Origin of the sequence: Pseudomonas sp. LS_2 (genome assembly GCF_042709235.1) — a bacterium.
Classification (GTDB): domain Bacteria; phylum Pseudomonadota; class Gammaproteobacteria; order Pseudomonadales; family Pseudomonadaceae; genus Aquipseudomonas.
Genome location: NZ_JAVAYC010000002.1, coordinates 190,259 through 206,306, shown reverse-complemented (window position 1 = coordinate 206,306; position 16,048 = coordinate 190,259). Strand labels below are relative to the sequence as shown.

Genomic DNA, 16,048 nt, shown 5'->3' with positions numbered 1-16,048 from the left:
CCGCCAGCGAGGCGGCGGGTTCGCAATAGAGCGAAGCGTTAAAGTCGACCCAGATCGTTTATCAGGGCAAGCAACATGACCCCGATGACCAAGCTGATACCGATCTGGACCCCCCAACCTTGTACCCGATCCGAAAGTGGACGACCGCGCGCCCACTCGATCAGGTAGAACAGCAAGTGCCCCCCATCCAATACCGGTATGGGCAGCAGGTTAAGAACCCCTAGGCTAATGCTCAGGTAGGCCAGGAAATTCAAGAAATCTCCCACGCCCGACTGGGCTGAAGCGCCCGCCACTTTAGCAATGGTTATCGGTCCGCTCAAGTTTTTTACCGAGAGCTCGCCGAACAACATTTTCTTCAGCGATTCAAGGGTAAGGACGCTCATGCTCCAGGTTCGCGACAGCCCTTCACCCACCGCTTCCAGCGGCCCGTAGCTGACTTCGCGAAGCATGTGGGGCGGCCATTGCGCAGGTTTCACACCGGCGCCCAGGTAGCCGCCGGAAGCCTGTCCTTCACCCTTGCGCGCCAAGGTGACAGGCACCTCAAGCTGCGCGCCATCGCGCTCGATACGTAGCATCACCTTGGTTTCCGGGCGCGCACGCACACTGTCGACAACCTGCTGCCAGTCCCCCAGCGCAACACCGTCGAGGGCCAGCAGCTTGTCGCCGGTCTTGAGGCCTGCAGCAGCGGCCGGGCCTTTCGGATCGACCTCTGCCAGCACCGGCGTGACCGCCGGCCGCCATGGGCGCAAACCCAGGGACTGGATCGGGTCGGGCTCATCGTCGCCCTTGAGCCACTGGTTCAGGCTGACGTCGTGCTGGCGCTCGACCGTAGCACCTTCGTCACGCACGCCAACACGCAGGGTGCCGCTCTCGCCCAGGCGACGAACCAGTTGCAGGTTGACGCCCGACCAACCGTTGATCGCCTTGCCATCTATGGAAACGATTTCCTGGCCGGCGCTGAGCCCGGCAGACGCTGCCAGGCTACCCGGCTCGACCGAACCGATGACCGGGCGCACCTGCTGGCTGCCGAGCATGGCGACCGCCCAGAAAAACAGGATGGCAAGCAGGAAGTTGGCGATGGGGCCGGCCGCGACAATAGCGATACGCTGGCCGACCGTCTTGCGATTGAAGGACTGATCCGCCAAGGCAGGCGGAACATCGCCCTCGCGCTCATCGAGCATCTTGACGTAGCCGCCCAGGGGAATGGCAGCGATGACGAACTCGGTGCCCTGGCGGTCATGCCAGCGCACCAGCGGCGTGCCGAAGCCCACCGAGAAGCGCAGCACCTTGACGCCGCAGCGCCGCGCCACCCAGAAGTGGCCGAACTCGTGGAAAGTGACCAGTACACCCAGCGCCACCAGGGTGCCGATAATCATGTAGAGCGCTGTCATATCCATCTCCGAATGACGTTCAGCGAGGCCTGGGGCCGCAAGCGATCAGCGACCGTGGCGCGTCAACCAGGCCCGGGACAGCTCCCGGGCCCGCTGGTCGGCGGCGAATACCGCATCCAGCGAGGGCAATGGCACCACCGGCTCGCGGTCGAGCACCTGCTCGATCATACCTGCGATCTCCGGGAAGCGGATACGCCGCTGCAGAAATGCCTCAACCGCGACCTCATTGGCCGCGTTGAGCACCGCAGGTGCACTGTTGCCGGCCTCGGCAGCCTGACGCGCCAGTCGCAGGCAAGGGAAGCGCTGTTCGTCGGGGGCCTGGAAATCCAGACGAGCGATGGCGAACAGGTCCAACGGCGCGACCCCGGAGTCGATCCGCTCGGGCCAGGCCAGCGCGTTGGCGATAGGGGTGCGCATGTCCGGGTTGCCCAACTGGGCCAGCACCGAACCATCGACATAGTCGACCAGCGAATGGATCACGCTCTGCGGATGCACCACCACCTCGACCTTCGACGGCGCCGCATCGAACAACCAGCAGGCCTCGATGAGTTCGAGCCCCTTGTTCATCATGCTCGCCGAGTCGACCGAAATCTTGCGCCCCATCGACCAGTTGGGGTGGGCGCAGGCTTGCTCTGGCGACACATCCACCAGCGCGGCAGCTGAAGTTTCGCGGAACGGCCCACCCGAAGCGGTCAGCAGGATGCGCCGCACCCCCACTTGCGCCAAGCCACGGGCATGATCGGTGGGCAGGCACTGGAAGATCGCGTTGTGCTCGCTGTCGATCGGCAGCAATACTGCGCCACTGCGCCGCACAGCCTCCATAAAGAGCGCGCCGGACATCACCAGCGCCTCCTTGTTCGCCAGCAACACTTTCTTGCCTGCCTGTACGGCTGCAAGGGTCGGGCGCAGGCCGGCAGCACCAACGATGGCGGCCATCACCGCATCTACCTCGGAAGCAGAAGCGACCTGGCACAAGCCCGCCTCCCCTTCCAGCACCTCGCAGGCACACCCGGCAGCAGCCAGGCCATCGCGCAGGCGCGCAGCGGCGTCAGCGCTCGGTACCACCGCGTAGGCCGGGCGATGTCGCAGGCACAACGCCAACAGCTCATCCACTCGCGAATAGCCGCTCAAGGCGAACACTTCGTATCGCTCGGGATGGCGAGCGATGACATCCAGGGTGCTCAGGCCAATGGAGCCCGTCGCACCCAGCACGGTAATACGCTGCACACGACTCACAGCACACCCCATTCGACAGCCCACAGCAGCACGGCGAACATCGGGATCGCCGCCGTCAGGCTGTCGATGCGATCGAGTACGCCACCATGACCAGGCAGCAGGTTGCTGCTGTCCTTGATACCTTCGCGACGCTTGAACATGCTTTCGGTCAAGTCACCAACCACCGAAGACATCACCACGATCACGGCACCCACCAGGCCAAGCAGTATCTGCCCGATACCCCAATCACGCACGACACCTACCACCAGGGTAATCAGCAGGCTGACCGCGAGCCCACCATATACGCCCTCCCAGCTTTTCCCCGGGCTGACCTGCGGCGCCAGCTTGCGCTTGCCGAAGGCACGTCCCGAGAAATAGGCGCCGATATCGGCCGCCCACACCAGCACCATGACCGACAGGATCAGCCAATTACCCAACGGCCAGTGCTTGAGCAGCACCAAGCCCTGCCAGGCCGGCAGCAACACCAGCAGGCCGATCAGCAGGCGGCAGGCCGCGCTGCTCCAAAGCTCGCTGCTGCGCGGGTAGGTAAGCACCAGCCAGGTTGCCAGCGCCCACCAGATCACCGAGGCCCCCAGCACCCACGGCGCGAGGTCTGGCATGAGGTAGAGCAACATCAATGCTCCGGCCACCACGGCGGCATAGGCTATGCGCAGTGGCTGGGCCACGAGCCCGGCCAGGCGCGCCCACTCCCAGGCACCAAGGGTGACCACGAAGCCAATGAACAGGGCGAAATCGGCGCCATTGAGCAGGAAGAAACCGCCCAGCGCGATCGGCAGCAGGATCAGCGCGGTGATGATGCGTTGTTTAAGCATTAAGCACGAGCTCCAGCCTCGACCTGCTCGCTGGTCTTACCGAAGCGGCGCTGGCGCGAAGCGAAATCGGCCAGGGCGTTACGCATGGCCTCGTGTTTGAAGTCCGGCCAGTACAGGTCGGAGAAATACAGCTCGGCGTAGGCCAACTGCCATAGCAGGAAGTTGCTGATGCGATGCTCCCCCCCGGTGCGGATGCACAGGTCGGGCAGCGGCAGGTCGCCTGTGGACAGGCAGGTCTGCAACAACTCAGGGGTGATGTCGTCCGGGCGCAGATGGCCGGCCTGGACTTCCCGCGCCAGGCGCTGGGCAGCCTGGGCGATGTCCCACTGGCCACCGTAGTTGGCGGCGATCTGCAGGATGAAGCGATCATTGCCGGCGGTCAGCGCTTCGGCTTCGCGCATGGCGGCTTGCAGCTCCGGGTGGAACCGCGTGCGGTCACCAATGATGCGCAGGCTGATGTTGTTCTCGTTGAGACGACGCGCCTCACGGCGCAGGGCCGAGAAGAACAGTTCCATCAACGCCCCGACCTCATCGGCGGGACGCTGCCAGTTCTCGCTGGAAAAAGCGAAGAGCGTCAGCACCTCCACCTTGGCTTCGGCGCAGACTTCGATCACTGCCCGCACCGCATCCACACCCGCCTTGTGACCGGCGACGCCAGGCAACAAGCGTTTTTTCGCCCAGCGGTTGTTGCCATCCATGATGATGGCGACGTGGCGCGGCACCGAAGTCGGTGCCGCTGGCTTGGTCTTTTCCATTAAAGAAAAACCCTGGCCTCAGACGGCCAGCAGGTCCTTTTCCTTGGCCTTGAACGCAGCGTCGATCTCGGCGACGTACTTGTCGGTCAGCTTCTGGATCTCGTCCGCGGCACGACGCTCTTCGTCTTCGCTGATGGCCTTGTCCTTGGTCAGCTTCTTCAGGTCGGCGAGCGCATCGCGACGCACGTTGCGCACGGCAACCTTGGCGTCTTCGGCCACGCCGCTGGCCTGCTTGGTGTAGCCCTTGCGGGTTTCCTCGGTCAGGGCAGGCATGGGCACGCGAATGGTGGTGCCGGCGCTGGACGGGTTCAGACCCAGGTCGGAGGTCAGGATGGCCTTCTCGATGGCCGCGCTGAGGTTCTTGTCATGGGCGACGATCTTCAGGGTGCGGGCGTCTTCGACGGTGATCGCAGCCACCTGGTTCAGCGGCATCTCGCTACCCCAGGCAGTCACCTTGACGCTGTCCAGGATGCTTGGGTGGGCGCGACCGGTGCGAATGGCCGCCAGGTTGCGACCCAGCGCCTCGATGGACTTGCCCATGCGCTCCTGGGTGTCTTTCTTGATGTCGTTGATCATGCTTGGCCTTCCTCGATCAGAGTACCTTCAGCGCCGCCCACCACGATGTTCAGCAGGGCGCCAGGCTTGTTCATGTTGAATACCCGCAATGGCATCTTGTGGTCGCGGCACAGGCAGATTGCGGTCAGGTCCATGACACCGAGCTTGCGATCCAGAACCTCATCATAGGTGAGGCGATCGAACTTCTCGGCGTGCGGGTCCTTGAATGGATCGGCGGTGTACACACCATCGACCTTGGTCGCCTTCAGCACCACGTCGGCATCGATTTCGATGGCACGCAGGCAGGCTGCGGAGTCGGTGGTGAAGAACGGGTTGCCGGTACCGGCGGAGAAAATTACCACATCCCCGGAGTTGAGGTGACGAATAGCTTTTCGGCGATCGTAATGATCGGTGACACCGACCATGGAGATGGCCGACATGACCAGCGCCGGGATGTTCGAACGCTCCAGGGCGTCGCGCATGGCCAGGGCGTTCATCACCGTGGCCAGCATGCCCATGTGGTCACCGGTGACGCGGTCCATGCCGGCTGCGCTGAGCGCCGCACCGCGGAACAGGTTGCCGCCACCGATCACCAGGCCGACCTGGACACCGATACCGACCAGCTGGCCGACTTCCAGGGCCATGCGGTCCAGTACTTTCGGGTCGATGCCGAACTCTTCCGAGCCCATCAGGGCCTCGCCGCTAAGTTTGAGCAAAATGCGTTTATAGCGAGGTTGGCGACCACTCACCTGCTGAGCCATTGCGAGTCTCTCCTGCGGCGTACTTTTAGAAAATTCCGTGCGGGCTGTTTGCAGCCTGCTAACTGTAGCGTGGCACCACTTCGGTGCCAGCGAAAAAAGGTTTTATAAACCCTTCTCCGTTTTGAAAAAGAGGCTGCGCGCGTGAGCGGGCAGCCTCTTTGGGGCGACAGACAGGGTCCGTCTTACTGCTTGGCAGCTGCTACCTGAGCGGCAACTTCAGCAGCGAAGTCGTCGACCGGCTTCTCGATGCCTTCGCCTACCTTGAAGTAGGTGAAGGAAACGATTTCAGCGCCGGCTTTCTTGGCCAGCTCGCCAACCTTGACTTCCGGGTTCATGACGAAAGCCTGCTCTTTCAGCGAGGCTTCGGCTTTGAACTTGGTGATACGGCCGTTGATCATGTTCTCAACGATGTTTTCCGGCTTGCCGGCGATCTTGTCGGCGTTCAGCTGCAGGAAGACGTTCTTCTCGCGCTCGATGGCCTCGGCGGAGATTTCCGATGCATCCAGGAACTCAGGGTTCGAAGCGGCAACGTGCATGGCGATGTTCTTGGCCAGATCGGCGTCGCCGCCTTTCAGGACAACAACGGCACCGATCTTGTTGCCGTGCAGGTAGGCACCGACAACGTCACCTTCAACGCGCGCCAGGCGACGGATGTTGACGTTCTCGCCGCACTTGGCGACCAGGGCTTCGCGAGCGGCTTCGCGGGAAGCGATCAGCGGAGCGGCGTCGGTCAGCTTCTGGGCGAAGGCTTCTTCGATGCTGTCGGCAACGAAGTTCTTGAAGTCGTCTTGCAGGGCCAGGAAGTCGGTCTGCGAGTTCACTTCCAGCAGGACGGCCGATTTGCCGTCGGTCTTGACGGCGATAGCGCCTTCAGCAGCGACGTTGCCAGCCTTCTTGGCGGCCTTGATGGCGCCCGAGGCACGCATGTCGTCAATGGCTTTCTCGATGTCGCCGCCGGCCTTTTCCAGGGCCTTCTTGCAATCCATCATGCCTTCGCCGGTACGCTCGCGCAGTTCTTTGACCAGCGCTGCAGTAATTGCTGCCATTTCAAAATCCTCTTGGAAAGTTTTTCAACCATTCCACCCGCTCGTGACGGGCGTTCAATTCTGGAAATCCACTGTCTTGCTGCCTGCGTGACGCATGATGCGGCGTTACTGCTGACAGGAGGATTTCAGGTGGCAAAAAGGGGGCCTAGCCCCCTTTTTGCGTGCCAAGTAGACGCCAGGCGTCAATTACTCGGCAGCAGGTGCAGCCGCTTCTTCAGCGTAGACTTCGGTGCCGCCGGCAACGTTGTTGCGGCCGCGGATGACGGCATCGGCCATCGAAGTCATGTACAGCTCGATGGCGCGGATGGCGTCGTCGTTGCCTGGGATGATGTAGTCAACACCTTCCGGGCTGCTGTTGGTATCGACAACGCCGATGACCGGAATGCCCAGCTTGTTGGCTTCGGTGATCGCGATGCGCTCGTGATCGACGTCGATGACGAACAGCGCGTCAGGCAGGCCGCCCATGTCCTTGATGCCGCCCAGGCTGCGATCCAGTTTTTCCAGGTCGCGCGAGCGCATCAGGGCTTCTTTCTTGGTCAGCTTGGCGAAAGTGCCGTCTTCGGCCTGGGTTTCCAGGTCGCGCAGACGCTTGATCGAAGCGCGGATGGTCTTGTAGTTGGTCAGCATGCCGCCCAACCAGCGGTGGTCAACGTATGGCGAACCGCAACGAGCCGCTTGCTCGGCGACGATCTTGCCGGCGGAACGCTTGGTGCCGACGAACATGATCTTGTTCTTGCCCTGGGCCAGGCGCTCTACGAAGGACAGAGCCTCGTTGAACATCGGCAGGGTTTTTTCCAGGTTGATGATGTGGATCTTGTTACGCGCGCCGAAAATGTACTTGCCCATTTTCGGGTTCCAGTAACGGGTCTGGTGGCCGAAGTGCACACCGGCCTTCAGCATATCGCGCATGTTGACTTGGGACATGATAGTTCCTTGATAAGTCGGGTTGGGCCTCCACGCATCCCAATGGCCAACCCTCGGATCCTGAGACCCTGGGCACCCAGGCCACCGTGTCGACACGTGTGTGGGTTCAAGCTTAAGGGGTCGTCCCCGAAAGCGGCGCATTTTATACCACAGACCGCAGACGAACGGAACCCGAATAATGCTTCGTCCGTCAGCGGCTTTTGCAGCAGCAGGTCAATCGCGCCAGAATGCCTGCAACCGCGCCATGGCGCGATGGTTTCTCCCGACAGAATGCCTTCCCGCTCTGTTAGAATCCGGCCTTTCCCGTTTTTGTGCGCGCCGCCCGGCGCCGTAGAGAGCCTGTATGACCGTCACCATCAAGACCGCAGAAGACATCGAGAAGATGCGCGTTGCCGGCCGCCTGGCCGCCGAAGTGCTGGAGATGATCGAGGAACACGTCAAGCCCGGCGTCACCACCGAGGAGCTTGACCGCCTGTGCCACGACTATATCGTCAACGTCCAGCAGGCCATCCCGGCGCCGCTCAACTACAAGGGCTTCCCCAAGTCGATCTGCACCTCGATCAACCATGTCGTCTGCCACGGCATCCCCAACGAGAAGCCGCTCAAGGATGGCGACACCATCAACATCGACATCACTGTGATCAAGGACGGCTACCACGGTGACACCAGCCGCATGTTCCATGTCGGCAACGTCGCGCCCTGGGCCGAGCGCCTGTCCAAGGTCACCCAGGAGTGCCTGTACAAGGCCATCGAGCTGGTCAGGCCCGGCTGCCGCCTGGGCGATATCGGCGAGGTGATCCAGAAGCACGCGGAAAAGAACGGCTTCTCGGTAGTTCGCGAGTTCTGCGGCCACGGCATCGGCAAGGTGTTCCACGAAGAGCCGCAGATCCTGCACTACGGCAAGGCAGGCACCGGCATGGAGCTCAAGGAAGGCATGACCTTCACCATCGAGCCGATGATCAACCAGGGCAAGGCTGACACCAAGGTGCTGGGCGACGGCTGGACCGCCATCACCAAGGACCGCAAGCTGTCGGCCCAGTGGGAACACACCCTGCTGGTGACCGCGACCGGCTACGAGATCTTCACCCTGCGCAAGGACGACACCCTCCCGCGCACCTCGGCCTGACCCATAAAGGAACGTGACTCGATGCCCCAGTTGGATCCTGAGCTGTTCGACCGTGGTCAGTTCCAGGCGGAACTGGCGCTCAAGGCAAGCCCCATCGCCGCCTTCAAGAAGGCCATCCGCCAAGCTGGCGAAGTGCTCGACCGGCGCTTTCGCGAAGGCAGCGACATTCGCGGGCTGATCGAGGACCGCGCGTGGTTCGTCGACAACATCCTGCAACAGGCCTGGAACCAGTTCGACTGGGGCGACTCGGACGGCATCGCCCTGGTAGCCGTTGGCGGCTATGGCCGCGGCGAGTTGCACCCGCACTCGGACATCGACCTGCTGATTCTGCTGGGCGCAGCTGAACACGAACAGTATCGCGATGCCATCGAGCGCTTGCTGACCCTGCTGTGGGACATCGGCCTGGAAGTCGGGCAAAGCGTGCGCACCGTCGAGGAATGCACCGAACAGGCCCGCGCCGACCTCACGATCATCACCAACCTGATGGAAAGCCGCACCATCGCAGGGCCCGAGGCCCTGCGCGAGCGCATGCTGGAGGCCACCAGCACCGCACACGTGTGGCCGAGCAAAGAATTCTTCCTGGCCAAGCGCGCCGAGCTCAAGGCGCGTCACCACAAGTACAACGACACCGAGTACAACCTCGAACCCAACGTCAAGGGCTCGCCAGGCGGCCTGCGCGACATCCAGACCGTGCTCTGGGTGGCTCGCCGCCAGTACGGCACGCTGAACCTGCATGCCTTGGCTGGCGAAGGTTTCCTGCTGGAAAGCGAGAACGAACTGCTCGCCTCTTCCCAGGCTTTCCTGTGGCGGGTGCGCTACGCCCTGCACATGCTTGCCGGGCGCGCCGAGGACCGCCTGCTGTTCGACCACCAGCGCAGCGTCGCGGCCCTGCTGGGCTTTACCGACGAGAACCCCAAGCGCGCCATCGAACAGTTCATGCAGCAGTACTACCGGGTGGTGATGAGCATCAGCCAGCTGTGCGACCTGATCATCCAGCACTTCGAGGAAGTGATCCTGGCTGACGACAGCGGCAGCACCCAGCCGCTGAACGCACGCTTCCGCCTGCACGACGGCTATATAGAGGCGGTCAACCCAAGCGTCTTCAAACGCACGCCCTTCGCCATGCTGGAAATGTTCGTGCTGATGGCCCAGCACCCGGAGATCAAGGGCGTACGCGCCGATACCGTGCGCCAACTGCGCGAATACCGCCACCTGATCGACGACAGCTTCCGCACCGATATTCGCAACACCAGCCTGTTCATCGAGTTGTTCAAGTGCGAGATCGGCATCCACCGCAATCTGCGGCGCATGAACCGCTACGGCATTCTCGGGCGCTACCTGCCGGAGTTCGGCTTTATCGTCGGGCAGATGCAGCACGACCTGTTCCACATCTATACGGTCGACGCCCACACCCTCAACCTCATCAAGCACCTGCGCAAGCTCCAGTACACGCCGGTGTCCGAGAAATTCCCGCTGGCCAGCAAGCTCATGGGCCGTCTGCCCAAGCCTGAGCTGATCTATCTCGCGGGCCTGTACCACGACATCGGCAAGGGTCGCCAGGGCGACCATTCCGAGCTGGGCGCAGTGGATGCCCAGGCCTTTGGCGAGCGTCACCAATTGCCGGCCTGGGACACCCGGCTGATCGTCTGGCTGGTGCAAAACCACCTGGTGATGTCCACTACCGCCCAGCGCAAGGACCTTTCCGACCCGCAGGTAATCAACGACTTCGCCCTGCTGGTGGGCGACGAGATACGCCTGAATTACCTGTATGTGCTGACCGTGGCCGATATCAACGCCACCAACCCCAGCCTGTGGAACTCGTGGCGGGCGAGCCTGTTGCGCCAGCTCTATACCGAGACCAAGCGCGCCCTGCGCCGCGGCCTGGAAAACCCGCTGGACCGCGAGGAGCAGATCCGCCAGACGCAAAGCGCCGCGCTGGACATCCTGATCCGCGAGGGCACCGACCCGGACGATGTGGAACAGCTGTGGTCGCAGCTGGGCGATGACTATTTCCTCAAGCACACCGCCGCCGACGTAGCCTGGCACACCGATGCAATCCTCCAGCAGCCGGCCGATGGCGGCCCGCTGGTGCTGATCAAGGAAACCACCCAGCGCGAGTTCGAAGGCGGCACGCAGATCTTCATCTACGCCCCCGACCAGCACGACTTCTTCGCCGTGACCGTGGCCGCCATGGACCAGCTCAACCTGAACATCCATGACGCGCGCATCATCACCTCGAGCAGCCAGTTCACCCTCGACACCTACATCGTGCTGGACGCCGACGGCGGCGCCATCGGCGACAACCCTGCGCGGGTCAAGCAGATCCGCGAAGGCCTGAGCGATGCCCTGCGCAACCCCGAGGACTACCCGAACATCATCCAGCGCCGGGTGCCGCGCCAACTGAAGCATTTCACCTTCGCGCCCCAGGTGACCATTCTCAACGATGCCCAGCGCCCGGTCACCATCCTCGAGATCACAGCCCCTGACCGCCCGGGCCTTTTGGCACGTATCGGCAAGATCTTCCTGGAGTTCGACCTGTCGCTGCAGAACGCCAAGATCGCCACCCTGGGCGAGCGCGTGGAAGACGTGTTCTTCGTCACCGACGCCGACAACCAACCGCTGTCCGACCCTCAGCTGTGCAGCCGCCTGCAGGAAGCGATCGTGCAGCAGTTGCAGGCCGACAAGGCCAGCGACACCAGCCCCACCCGCATGACCTTCTAACGATTGACGAGACCTTGCGCCGATGAACCATGCCCTGACCCAGCTTCAGCCCTACCCTTTCGAGAAACTCCGCGCCCTGCTGGGCAGCGTGAAACCTGCGGCGGACAAACGTGCCATCGCCCTGTCGATCGGCGAGCCGAAGCATGAATCGCCGGCCTTCGTCGCCCAGGCCATGGCCGACAACCTCGACAAGCTCGCGGTCTACCCCAGCACCCTTGGCCTGCCGGGCCTACGCGAGGCCATCGGGCAGTGGTGCGAGCGGCGCTTCGGCGTGCCGGCCGGCTGGCTGGATGCCGAGCGCCACATCCTGCCGGTCAACGGTACCCGCGAGGCGCTGTTCGCCTTCACCCAGGCCGTGGTCAACCGCAGCGCCGATGGACTGGTGGTCAGTCCCAACCCGTTCTACCAGATCTACGAAGGTGCAGCGCTGCTGGCCGGTGCGACCCCGCACTACCTGCCATGCCTGGAAAGCAATGGGTTCAACCCGGATTTCAGCGCGGTGCCGGCCGAGGTCTGGAAACGCTGCCAGATCCTCTTCCTGTGCTCGCCTGGCAACCCAACCGGCGCCCTGGTGCCGATGGATACCCTGAAGAAGCTGATCGCGCTGGCCGATGAGCACGATTTCGTGATTGCCGCCGACGAATGCTACAGCGAGCTGTACTTCGACGAAGATGCACCCCCGCCTGGCCTGCTGAGCGCCTGCGCGGAGCTCGGCCGCAGCGATTTCGCCCGTTGCGTGGTATTCCACAGCCTGTCCAAGCGCTCCAATCTGCCGGGCCTGCGCTCGGGCTTCGTGGCCGGGGATGCGTCGATCATCAAGCCGTTTCTGCTGTACCGCACCTACCACGGCTGCGCCATGCCGGTACAGACCCAGCTGGCCAGCATCGCGGCCTGGCAGGATGAGGCCCATGTGCGCGAGAACCGTGACCAGTACCGCGCCAAGTACGACGCGGTCCTGGAGATTCTCCAGCCGGTACTGGACGTGCAACGTCCGGATGGCAGTTTCTATTTGTGGGCCAAGGTACCGGGCGATGACGCCACCTTCACCCGCGATCTGTTCGAGGCAGAGCATGTGACCGTGGTGCCAGGCTCCTACCTTTCCCGCGAGGTAGACGGCGTGAACCCTGGCGCAGGCCGCGTGCGCATGGCTTTGGTCGCACCGCTCGCCGAGTGCATCGAGGCCGCCGAGAGGATTCGCGACTTCCTGGCCAGCCGCTAAACCACATCGACCTGCTTCGCAGGCAAGCCCGCTCCTGCAAAATGCACCGCTGCACCTGCACGAGCAGGCTGGCCCGCGAAGAAGGCAGCACTGGACTACCTGACCTGCCCCAGGTTGGCCTCGCTCAGATCCAGCTCCCCTAGCACCTGGCGCACCACTTCATCGCCCACCAGGTGCTGGCGATGCAGGCTGTACAGCTCCAAGCGCTGGGCCCGCAGCGCACGCAGCCGCAGCCGTCGTTCCAACAGGTCCATCTGCTCGGCCAGCGCCCTGGCTTCGGCGCTGTCGTTGTAGCTGTCCAACTCATCGCGGTACTCGGCCATCAACCGCGCCTTCAGTTCAATGGCCAGGGTCGCCTGCGCAGCGTCCTGCGGCGCATTGGCATCAATCACTTCCTCCGCCTCCAGGGCATGAATGGCCGCCTTGGCCGTGCGCCGCCAGGCTTCCTGGACCTCCTGGCGCAGACGCTCGTCCGGGCTCTTGGTTACCCCGCGCAACAGGATCGGCAAGGCAATGCAAGCACTGACCAGCGACAGCAGGATGACCCCGGCGGCGATGAAGATCAGCAGGTCGCGCTCGGGAAAAGCCTGATCGGCGCCGATCAGCAGGGGCACCGACAGTACACCGGCCAGGGTCACCGCCCCACGTACCCCGCCCACCGTCAATAACCAGCAGGAGCGCGTGGTCGGCATCGACACCAACTCGGCCTTGCCCCGACAGCGCCGCACCGCACCGATGCCCCGCCAGGTGCTCTGTACCCAGACGAAGCGCAGCAACACCAGCACCGCGAAAATTGCCAGTACATCCAGGAAGCGCCAGGCCAGGGCCGGCCAGAGGGAGGTTTCATGGCTGACCACCGCCTTGACGATGTCCGGCAGTTGCAGACCCAGCAGCAGGAAGATCAGGCCATTGAAGGCGAATTCCAGCAACGACCAGACACTGCGGTTGAGCAGGCGCGTGCTGGTCTGGCGCGGCAGCAGGTCAAGCCAGCTCTGCATCATGCCGGCCGCCACCGCCGAAAGAATGCCCGACACGCCCAGGCGCTCGGCCAGCACATAGGCGGCGAACGGCAGCAACAACATGAACACCACGTGGGTGGCCGGGTCGTCCCAGCCACGCGCGATCATCCAGGCGCGCAAGCGTCCGATCAGCCAGCTCAGCCCCACGCCCACGGCCAGGCCACCGAGCGCCACCAGCATGAAGGTCGCGCTCGCCTCGGCCAGTGAGAAAACACCGGTGATTGCCGCCGCCAGGGCGAACTTGAAGGTCACCAGGCCCGAAGCATCGTTCATCAACGCTTCGCCCTGAAGCATGTGCATCAGCGGCGTGGGCAGACGGTCCTGGGTAATGGCCGACACTGCCACGGCATCGGTGGGCGAAAGCACCGCCGCCAGGGCAAAGGCAACCGCCAAGGGAATGCTCGGCACCAGCCAGTGGATGAAGTACCCCGCCCCCACCACGGTGAACAGCACCAGCCCTACCGCCAGTGCCACCACCGGGCCACGTAGACGCCAGAGCTCGCGCTTGGGCATGCGCCAGCCATCGGCGAACAATAAAGGAGGCAGGAACAGGAACAGGAACAGCTCCGGGTCCAGCGCCACATGCAACCCCAGGGTCGGCCAGGCCAGCAGAGCGCCAGCGGCTATCTGTACCAGCGGCAGCGGCAACGGCACCACCCGCCCCAGCAGTTTCGACAGGCTCACCAACGTCAGCAGGATAAGAACGGTATAGGCTGACTGCATCGGCAAATTTCCTGTGTGGTTCGAAAACGACAGCGGGCGAGATATCGCCGTTGAAACACCATGTTAGCGGCGACCCGCAGGGCAGGACCGCTGCACCATGGTCGGAATGTCCGCCAGAATATGTAACACAATGCTACGCGACATCGTGTGACACGTTTTCCCTCGCACCGATGGGCGCCTCAGCCGTGGCGCGGGCCCCGTTGATATCGCATAATCGCCTCCACCCATTCATCAAGGAGTATCGGGACGTCGGGCTCAGCCCCGCCGCCCAGGCATTCAATGGCTCACACTCTCTACGGCATCAAGGCCTGCGACACGATGAAAAAGGCCCGTACCTGGCTCGATGAAAAAGCCATCGGTTACGCCTTTCACGACTACAAGACCCAAGGCATCGACCGTGACAGCCTGAACCGCTGGTGCGACGAGCATGGTTGGGAAACGATCCTCAACCGCGCTGGCACCACCTTCCGCAAGCTCGATGACGCCAGCAAGGCCGACCTGGACCAGGCAAAGGCCGTGGAACTGATGCTGGCCCAGCCATCGATGATCAAACGCCCGGTACTCGACCTGGGCGACCGCACCCTGGTCGGCTTCAAGCCCGACCTTTACGCTGCAGCGCTGGCCTGAGCCCGCTTGCGCGAAACTCCCTATTTCGTATGAGGTAACCGCATGTCCACCCAACTGTTCAGCCTGGCCTTCGGTGTCGGCACCCAGAACCGCCAGGGCGCCTGGCTGGAAGTCTTCTATGCGCAGCCACTGGTGCAGCCGTCCGCTGAACTGGTCGCCGCCGTGGCGCCGCTGCTCGGCTACGAAGGTGGCAACCAGGCCATCGCCTTCAGCCCGGCCCAGGCGGGCGAGCTGGCCACTGCCCTGAAGAACATCGACGCCACCCAACACGCCCTGCTGACCCGTCTGGCCGAAAGCCACAAGCCGCTGGTCGCCACCCTGCTGGCTGAAGACACCGCCCTGGCGTCTACCCCCGAGGCCTACCTGAAGCTGCACCTGCTGTCGCACCGCCTGGTCAAGCCGCACGGCGTCAGCCTGGCCGGCATCTTCCCGCTGCTGCCGAACGTCGCCTGGACCAGCCAGGGCGCCGTCGACCTGGCCGAACTGGCCGAACAGCAACTGGAAGCACGCCTGAAGGGCGAGCTGCTGGAAGTGTTCTCGGTGGACAAGTTCCCGAAGATGACCGACTACGTGGTGCCGACCGGCGTGCGTATCGCCGACAGCGCCCGCGTGCGCCTGGGGGCCTACATCGGCGAAGGCACCACCATCATGCACGAGGGCTTCGTCAACTTTAACGCTGGCACCGAAGGCCCAGGCATGATCGAAGGCCGCGTGTCGGCCGGCGTGTTCGTCGGCAAAGGTTCGGACCTGGGCGGCGGCTGCTCGACCATGGGCACCCTGTCCGGCGGCGGCAACATTGTCATCAAGGTAGGCGAGGGCTGCCTGATCGGCGCCAACGCAGGCATCGGCATCCCGCTGGGCGACCGCAACACCGTCGAGGCAGGCCTGTACATCACCGCCGGCACCAAGGTGAACCTGCTCGACGAAAACAACGAGCTGGTGAAAGTGGTCAAGGCCCGCGACCTGGCCGGCCAGACCGACCTGCTGTTCCGCCGCAACTCGCTGAACGGCGCGGTGGAGTGCAAGACCCACAAGTCGGCCATCGAGCTGAACGAGGCGTTGCACGCCCACAACTGAGCACTTCTCGGAAGTTCGTAGTGTTAAGATCGGGTTTGTCTGAAAAGACAGACCCG

Annotated in this window: 14 protein-coding genes; 5 read left to right on the top strand and 9 right to left on the bottom strand. The window is 63.3% G+C overall.

What is annotated here, in order from left to right; translation table 11 throughout:
• Positions 1-38: 38 nt before the first annotated feature.
• From rseP to rpsB, 8 genes are all read right to left on the bottom strand, one after another.
• Positions 39-1,391, bottom strand: coding sequence for an RIP metalloprotease RseP (gene rseP, locus RAC97_RS02710; protein ID WP_375098184.1), 1,353 nt, complete (start codon positions 1,389-1,391; stop codon positions 39-41).
• 45 nt (positions 1,392-1,436) lie between these two features.
• Positions 1,437-2,627, bottom strand: a complete 1,191-nt coding sequence (ispC, locus tag RAC97_RS02705; RefSeq protein ID WP_375098183.1) for a 1-deoxy-D-xylulose-5-phosphate reductoisomerase — start codon at positions 2,625-2,627, stop codon at positions 1,437-1,439.
• The gene (locus RAC97_RS02700; protein WP_375098182.1) at positions 2,624-3,439 is read right to left on the bottom strand and encodes a phosphatidate cytidylyltransferase; all 816 of its coding nucleotides are present in this window, start codon (positions 3,437-3,439) and stop codon (positions 2,624-2,626) included. The genes ispC and RAC97_RS02700 overlap by 4 nt, the downstream gene beginning before the upstream one ends.
• Positions 3,439-4,194: a polyprenyl diphosphate synthase gene (gene uppS, locus RAC97_RS02695; RefSeq protein WP_375098181.1), complete on the bottom strand. Its 756-nt coding sequence runs from the start codon at positions 4,192-4,194 to the stop codon at positions 3,439-3,441. The genes RAC97_RS02700 and uppS overlap by 1 nt, the downstream gene beginning before the upstream one ends.
• A gap of 18 nt (positions 4,195-4,212) precedes the next feature.
• Positions 4,213-4,770 (bottom strand): ribosome recycling factor, encoded by a 558-nt coding sequence (frr, locus tag RAC97_RS02690; RefSeq protein ID WP_375098180.1) that lies wholly within the window; start codon positions 4,768-4,770, stop codon positions 4,213-4,215.
• Positions 4,767-5,510 (bottom strand): UMP kinase, encoded by a 744-nt coding sequence (pyrH, locus tag RAC97_RS02685; RefSeq protein ID WP_375098179.1) that lies wholly within the window; start codon positions 5,508-5,510, stop codon positions 4,767-4,769. The genes frr and pyrH overlap by 4 nt, the downstream gene beginning before the upstream one ends.
• A 182-nt stretch (positions 5,511-5,692) precedes the next feature.
• Positions 5,693-6,556 (bottom strand): translation elongation factor Ts, encoded by an 864-nt coding sequence (gene tsf, locus RAC97_RS02680; protein WP_375098178.1) that lies wholly within the window; start codon positions 6,554-6,556, stop codon positions 5,693-5,695.
• 186 nt (positions 6,557-6,742) lie between these two features.
• Complete coding sequence (gene rpsB / locus RAC97_RS02675; RefSeq protein WP_028690678.1) at positions 6,743-7,480, bottom strand: 30S ribosomal protein S2; 738 nt, start codon at positions 7,478-7,480, stop codon at positions 6,743-6,745.
• 343 nt (positions 7,481-7,823) lie between these two features.
• On the opposite strand from rpsB, the gene map reads away from it, so the two are divergent.
• Genes map through dapC form a run of 3 tightly spaced genes read left to right on the top strand, consistent with a single transcriptional unit; the run spans position 7,824 to position 12,546 of the window.
• Positions 7,824-8,606, top strand: a complete 783-nt coding sequence (gene map / locus RAC97_RS02670) for a type I methionyl aminopeptidase (RefSeq protein WP_375098177.1) — start codon at positions 7,824-7,826, stop codon at positions 8,604-8,606.
• Between the two features lie 21 nt (positions 8,607-8,627).
• Positions 8,628-11,327, top strand: a complete 2,700-nt coding sequence (locus RAC97_RS02665) for a [protein-PII] uridylyltransferase (protein ID WP_375098176.1) — start codon at positions 8,628-8,630, stop codon at positions 11,325-11,327.
• A 22-nt stretch (positions 11,328-11,349) separates the two neighbouring features.
• Complete coding sequence (gene dapC, locus RAC97_RS02660; protein ID WP_375098175.1) at positions 11,350-12,546, top strand: succinyldiaminopimelate transaminase; 1,197 nt, start codon at positions 11,350-11,352, stop codon at positions 12,544-12,546.
• 95 nt (positions 12,547-12,641) lie between these two features.
• Here dapC and RAC97_RS02655 read toward each other — a convergent pair whose 3' ends face one another.
• Positions 12,642-14,288, bottom strand: coding sequence for a Na+/H+ antiporter (locus RAC97_RS02655; protein ID WP_375098174.1), 1,647 nt, complete (start codon positions 14,286-14,288; stop codon positions 12,642-12,644).
• A 279-nt stretch (positions 14,289-14,567) separates the two neighbouring features.
• Between RAC97_RS02655 and RAC97_RS02650 the strand changes: the two genes are divergently transcribed.
• Complete coding sequence (locus tag RAC97_RS02650; RefSeq protein WP_375098173.1) at positions 14,568-14,915, top strand: ArsC family reductase; 348 nt, start codon at positions 14,568-14,570, stop codon at positions 14,913-14,915.
• 42 nt (positions 14,916-14,957) lie between these two features.
• On the top strand, positions 14,958-15,992 hold the full coding sequence (dapD, locus tag RAC97_RS02645; protein WP_375098172.1) for a 2,3,4,5-tetrahydropyridine-2,6-dicarboxylate N-succinyltransferase: 1,035 nt from the start codon (positions 14,958-14,960) through the stop codon (positions 15,990-15,992).
• Positions 15,993-16,048 lie beyond the last annotated feature (56 nt).

Coding starts and splice junctions, on each gene's coding strand:
- rseP (WP_375098184.1), bottom strand. CDS start 1,391: ATGACAGCGCTCTACATGATTATCGGCACCCTGGTGGCGCTGGGTGTA.
- pyrH (WP_375098179.1), bottom strand. CDS start 5,510: ATGGCTCAGCAGGTGAGTGGTCGCCAACCTCGCTATAAACGCATTTTG.
- RAC97_RS02655 (WP_375098174.1), bottom strand. CDS start 14,288: ATGCAGTCAGCCTATACCGTTCTTATCCTGCTGACGTTGGTGAGCCTG.
- uppS (WP_375098181.1), bottom strand. CDS start 4,194: ATGGAAAAGACCAAGCCAGCGGCACCGACTTCGGTGCCGCGCCACGTC.
- map (WP_375098177.1), top strand. CDS start 7,824: ATGACCGTCACCATCAAGACCGCAGAAGACATCGAGAAGATGCGCGTT.
- tsf (WP_375098178.1), bottom strand. CDS start 6,556: ATGGCAGCAATTACTGCAGCGCTGGTCAAAGAACTGCGCGAGCGTACC.
- frr (WP_375098180.1), bottom strand. CDS start 4,770: ATGATCAACGACATCAAGAAAGACACCCAGGAGCGCATGGGCAAGTCC.
- RAC97_RS02665 (WP_375098176.1), top strand. CDS start 8,628: ATGCCCCAGTTGGATCCTGAGCTGTTCGACCGTGGTCAGTTCCAGGCG.
- dapC (WP_375098175.1), top strand. CDS start 11,350: ATGAACCATGCCCTGACCCAGCTTCAGCCCTACCCTTTCGAGAAACTC.
- RAC97_RS02650 (WP_375098173.1), top strand. CDS start 14,568: ATGGCTCACACTCTCTACGGCATCAAGGCCTGCGACACGATGAAAAAG.
- RAC97_RS02700 (WP_375098182.1), bottom strand. CDS start 3,439: ATGCTTAAACAACGCATCATCACCGCGCTGATCCTGCTGCCGATCGCG.
- rpsB (WP_028690678.1), bottom strand. CDS start 7,480: ATGTCCCAAGTCAACATGCGCGATATGCTGAAGGCCGGTGTGCACTTC.
- dapD (WP_375098172.1), top strand. CDS start 14,958: ATGTCCACCCAACTGTTCAGCCTGGCCTTCGGTGTCGGCACCCAGAAC.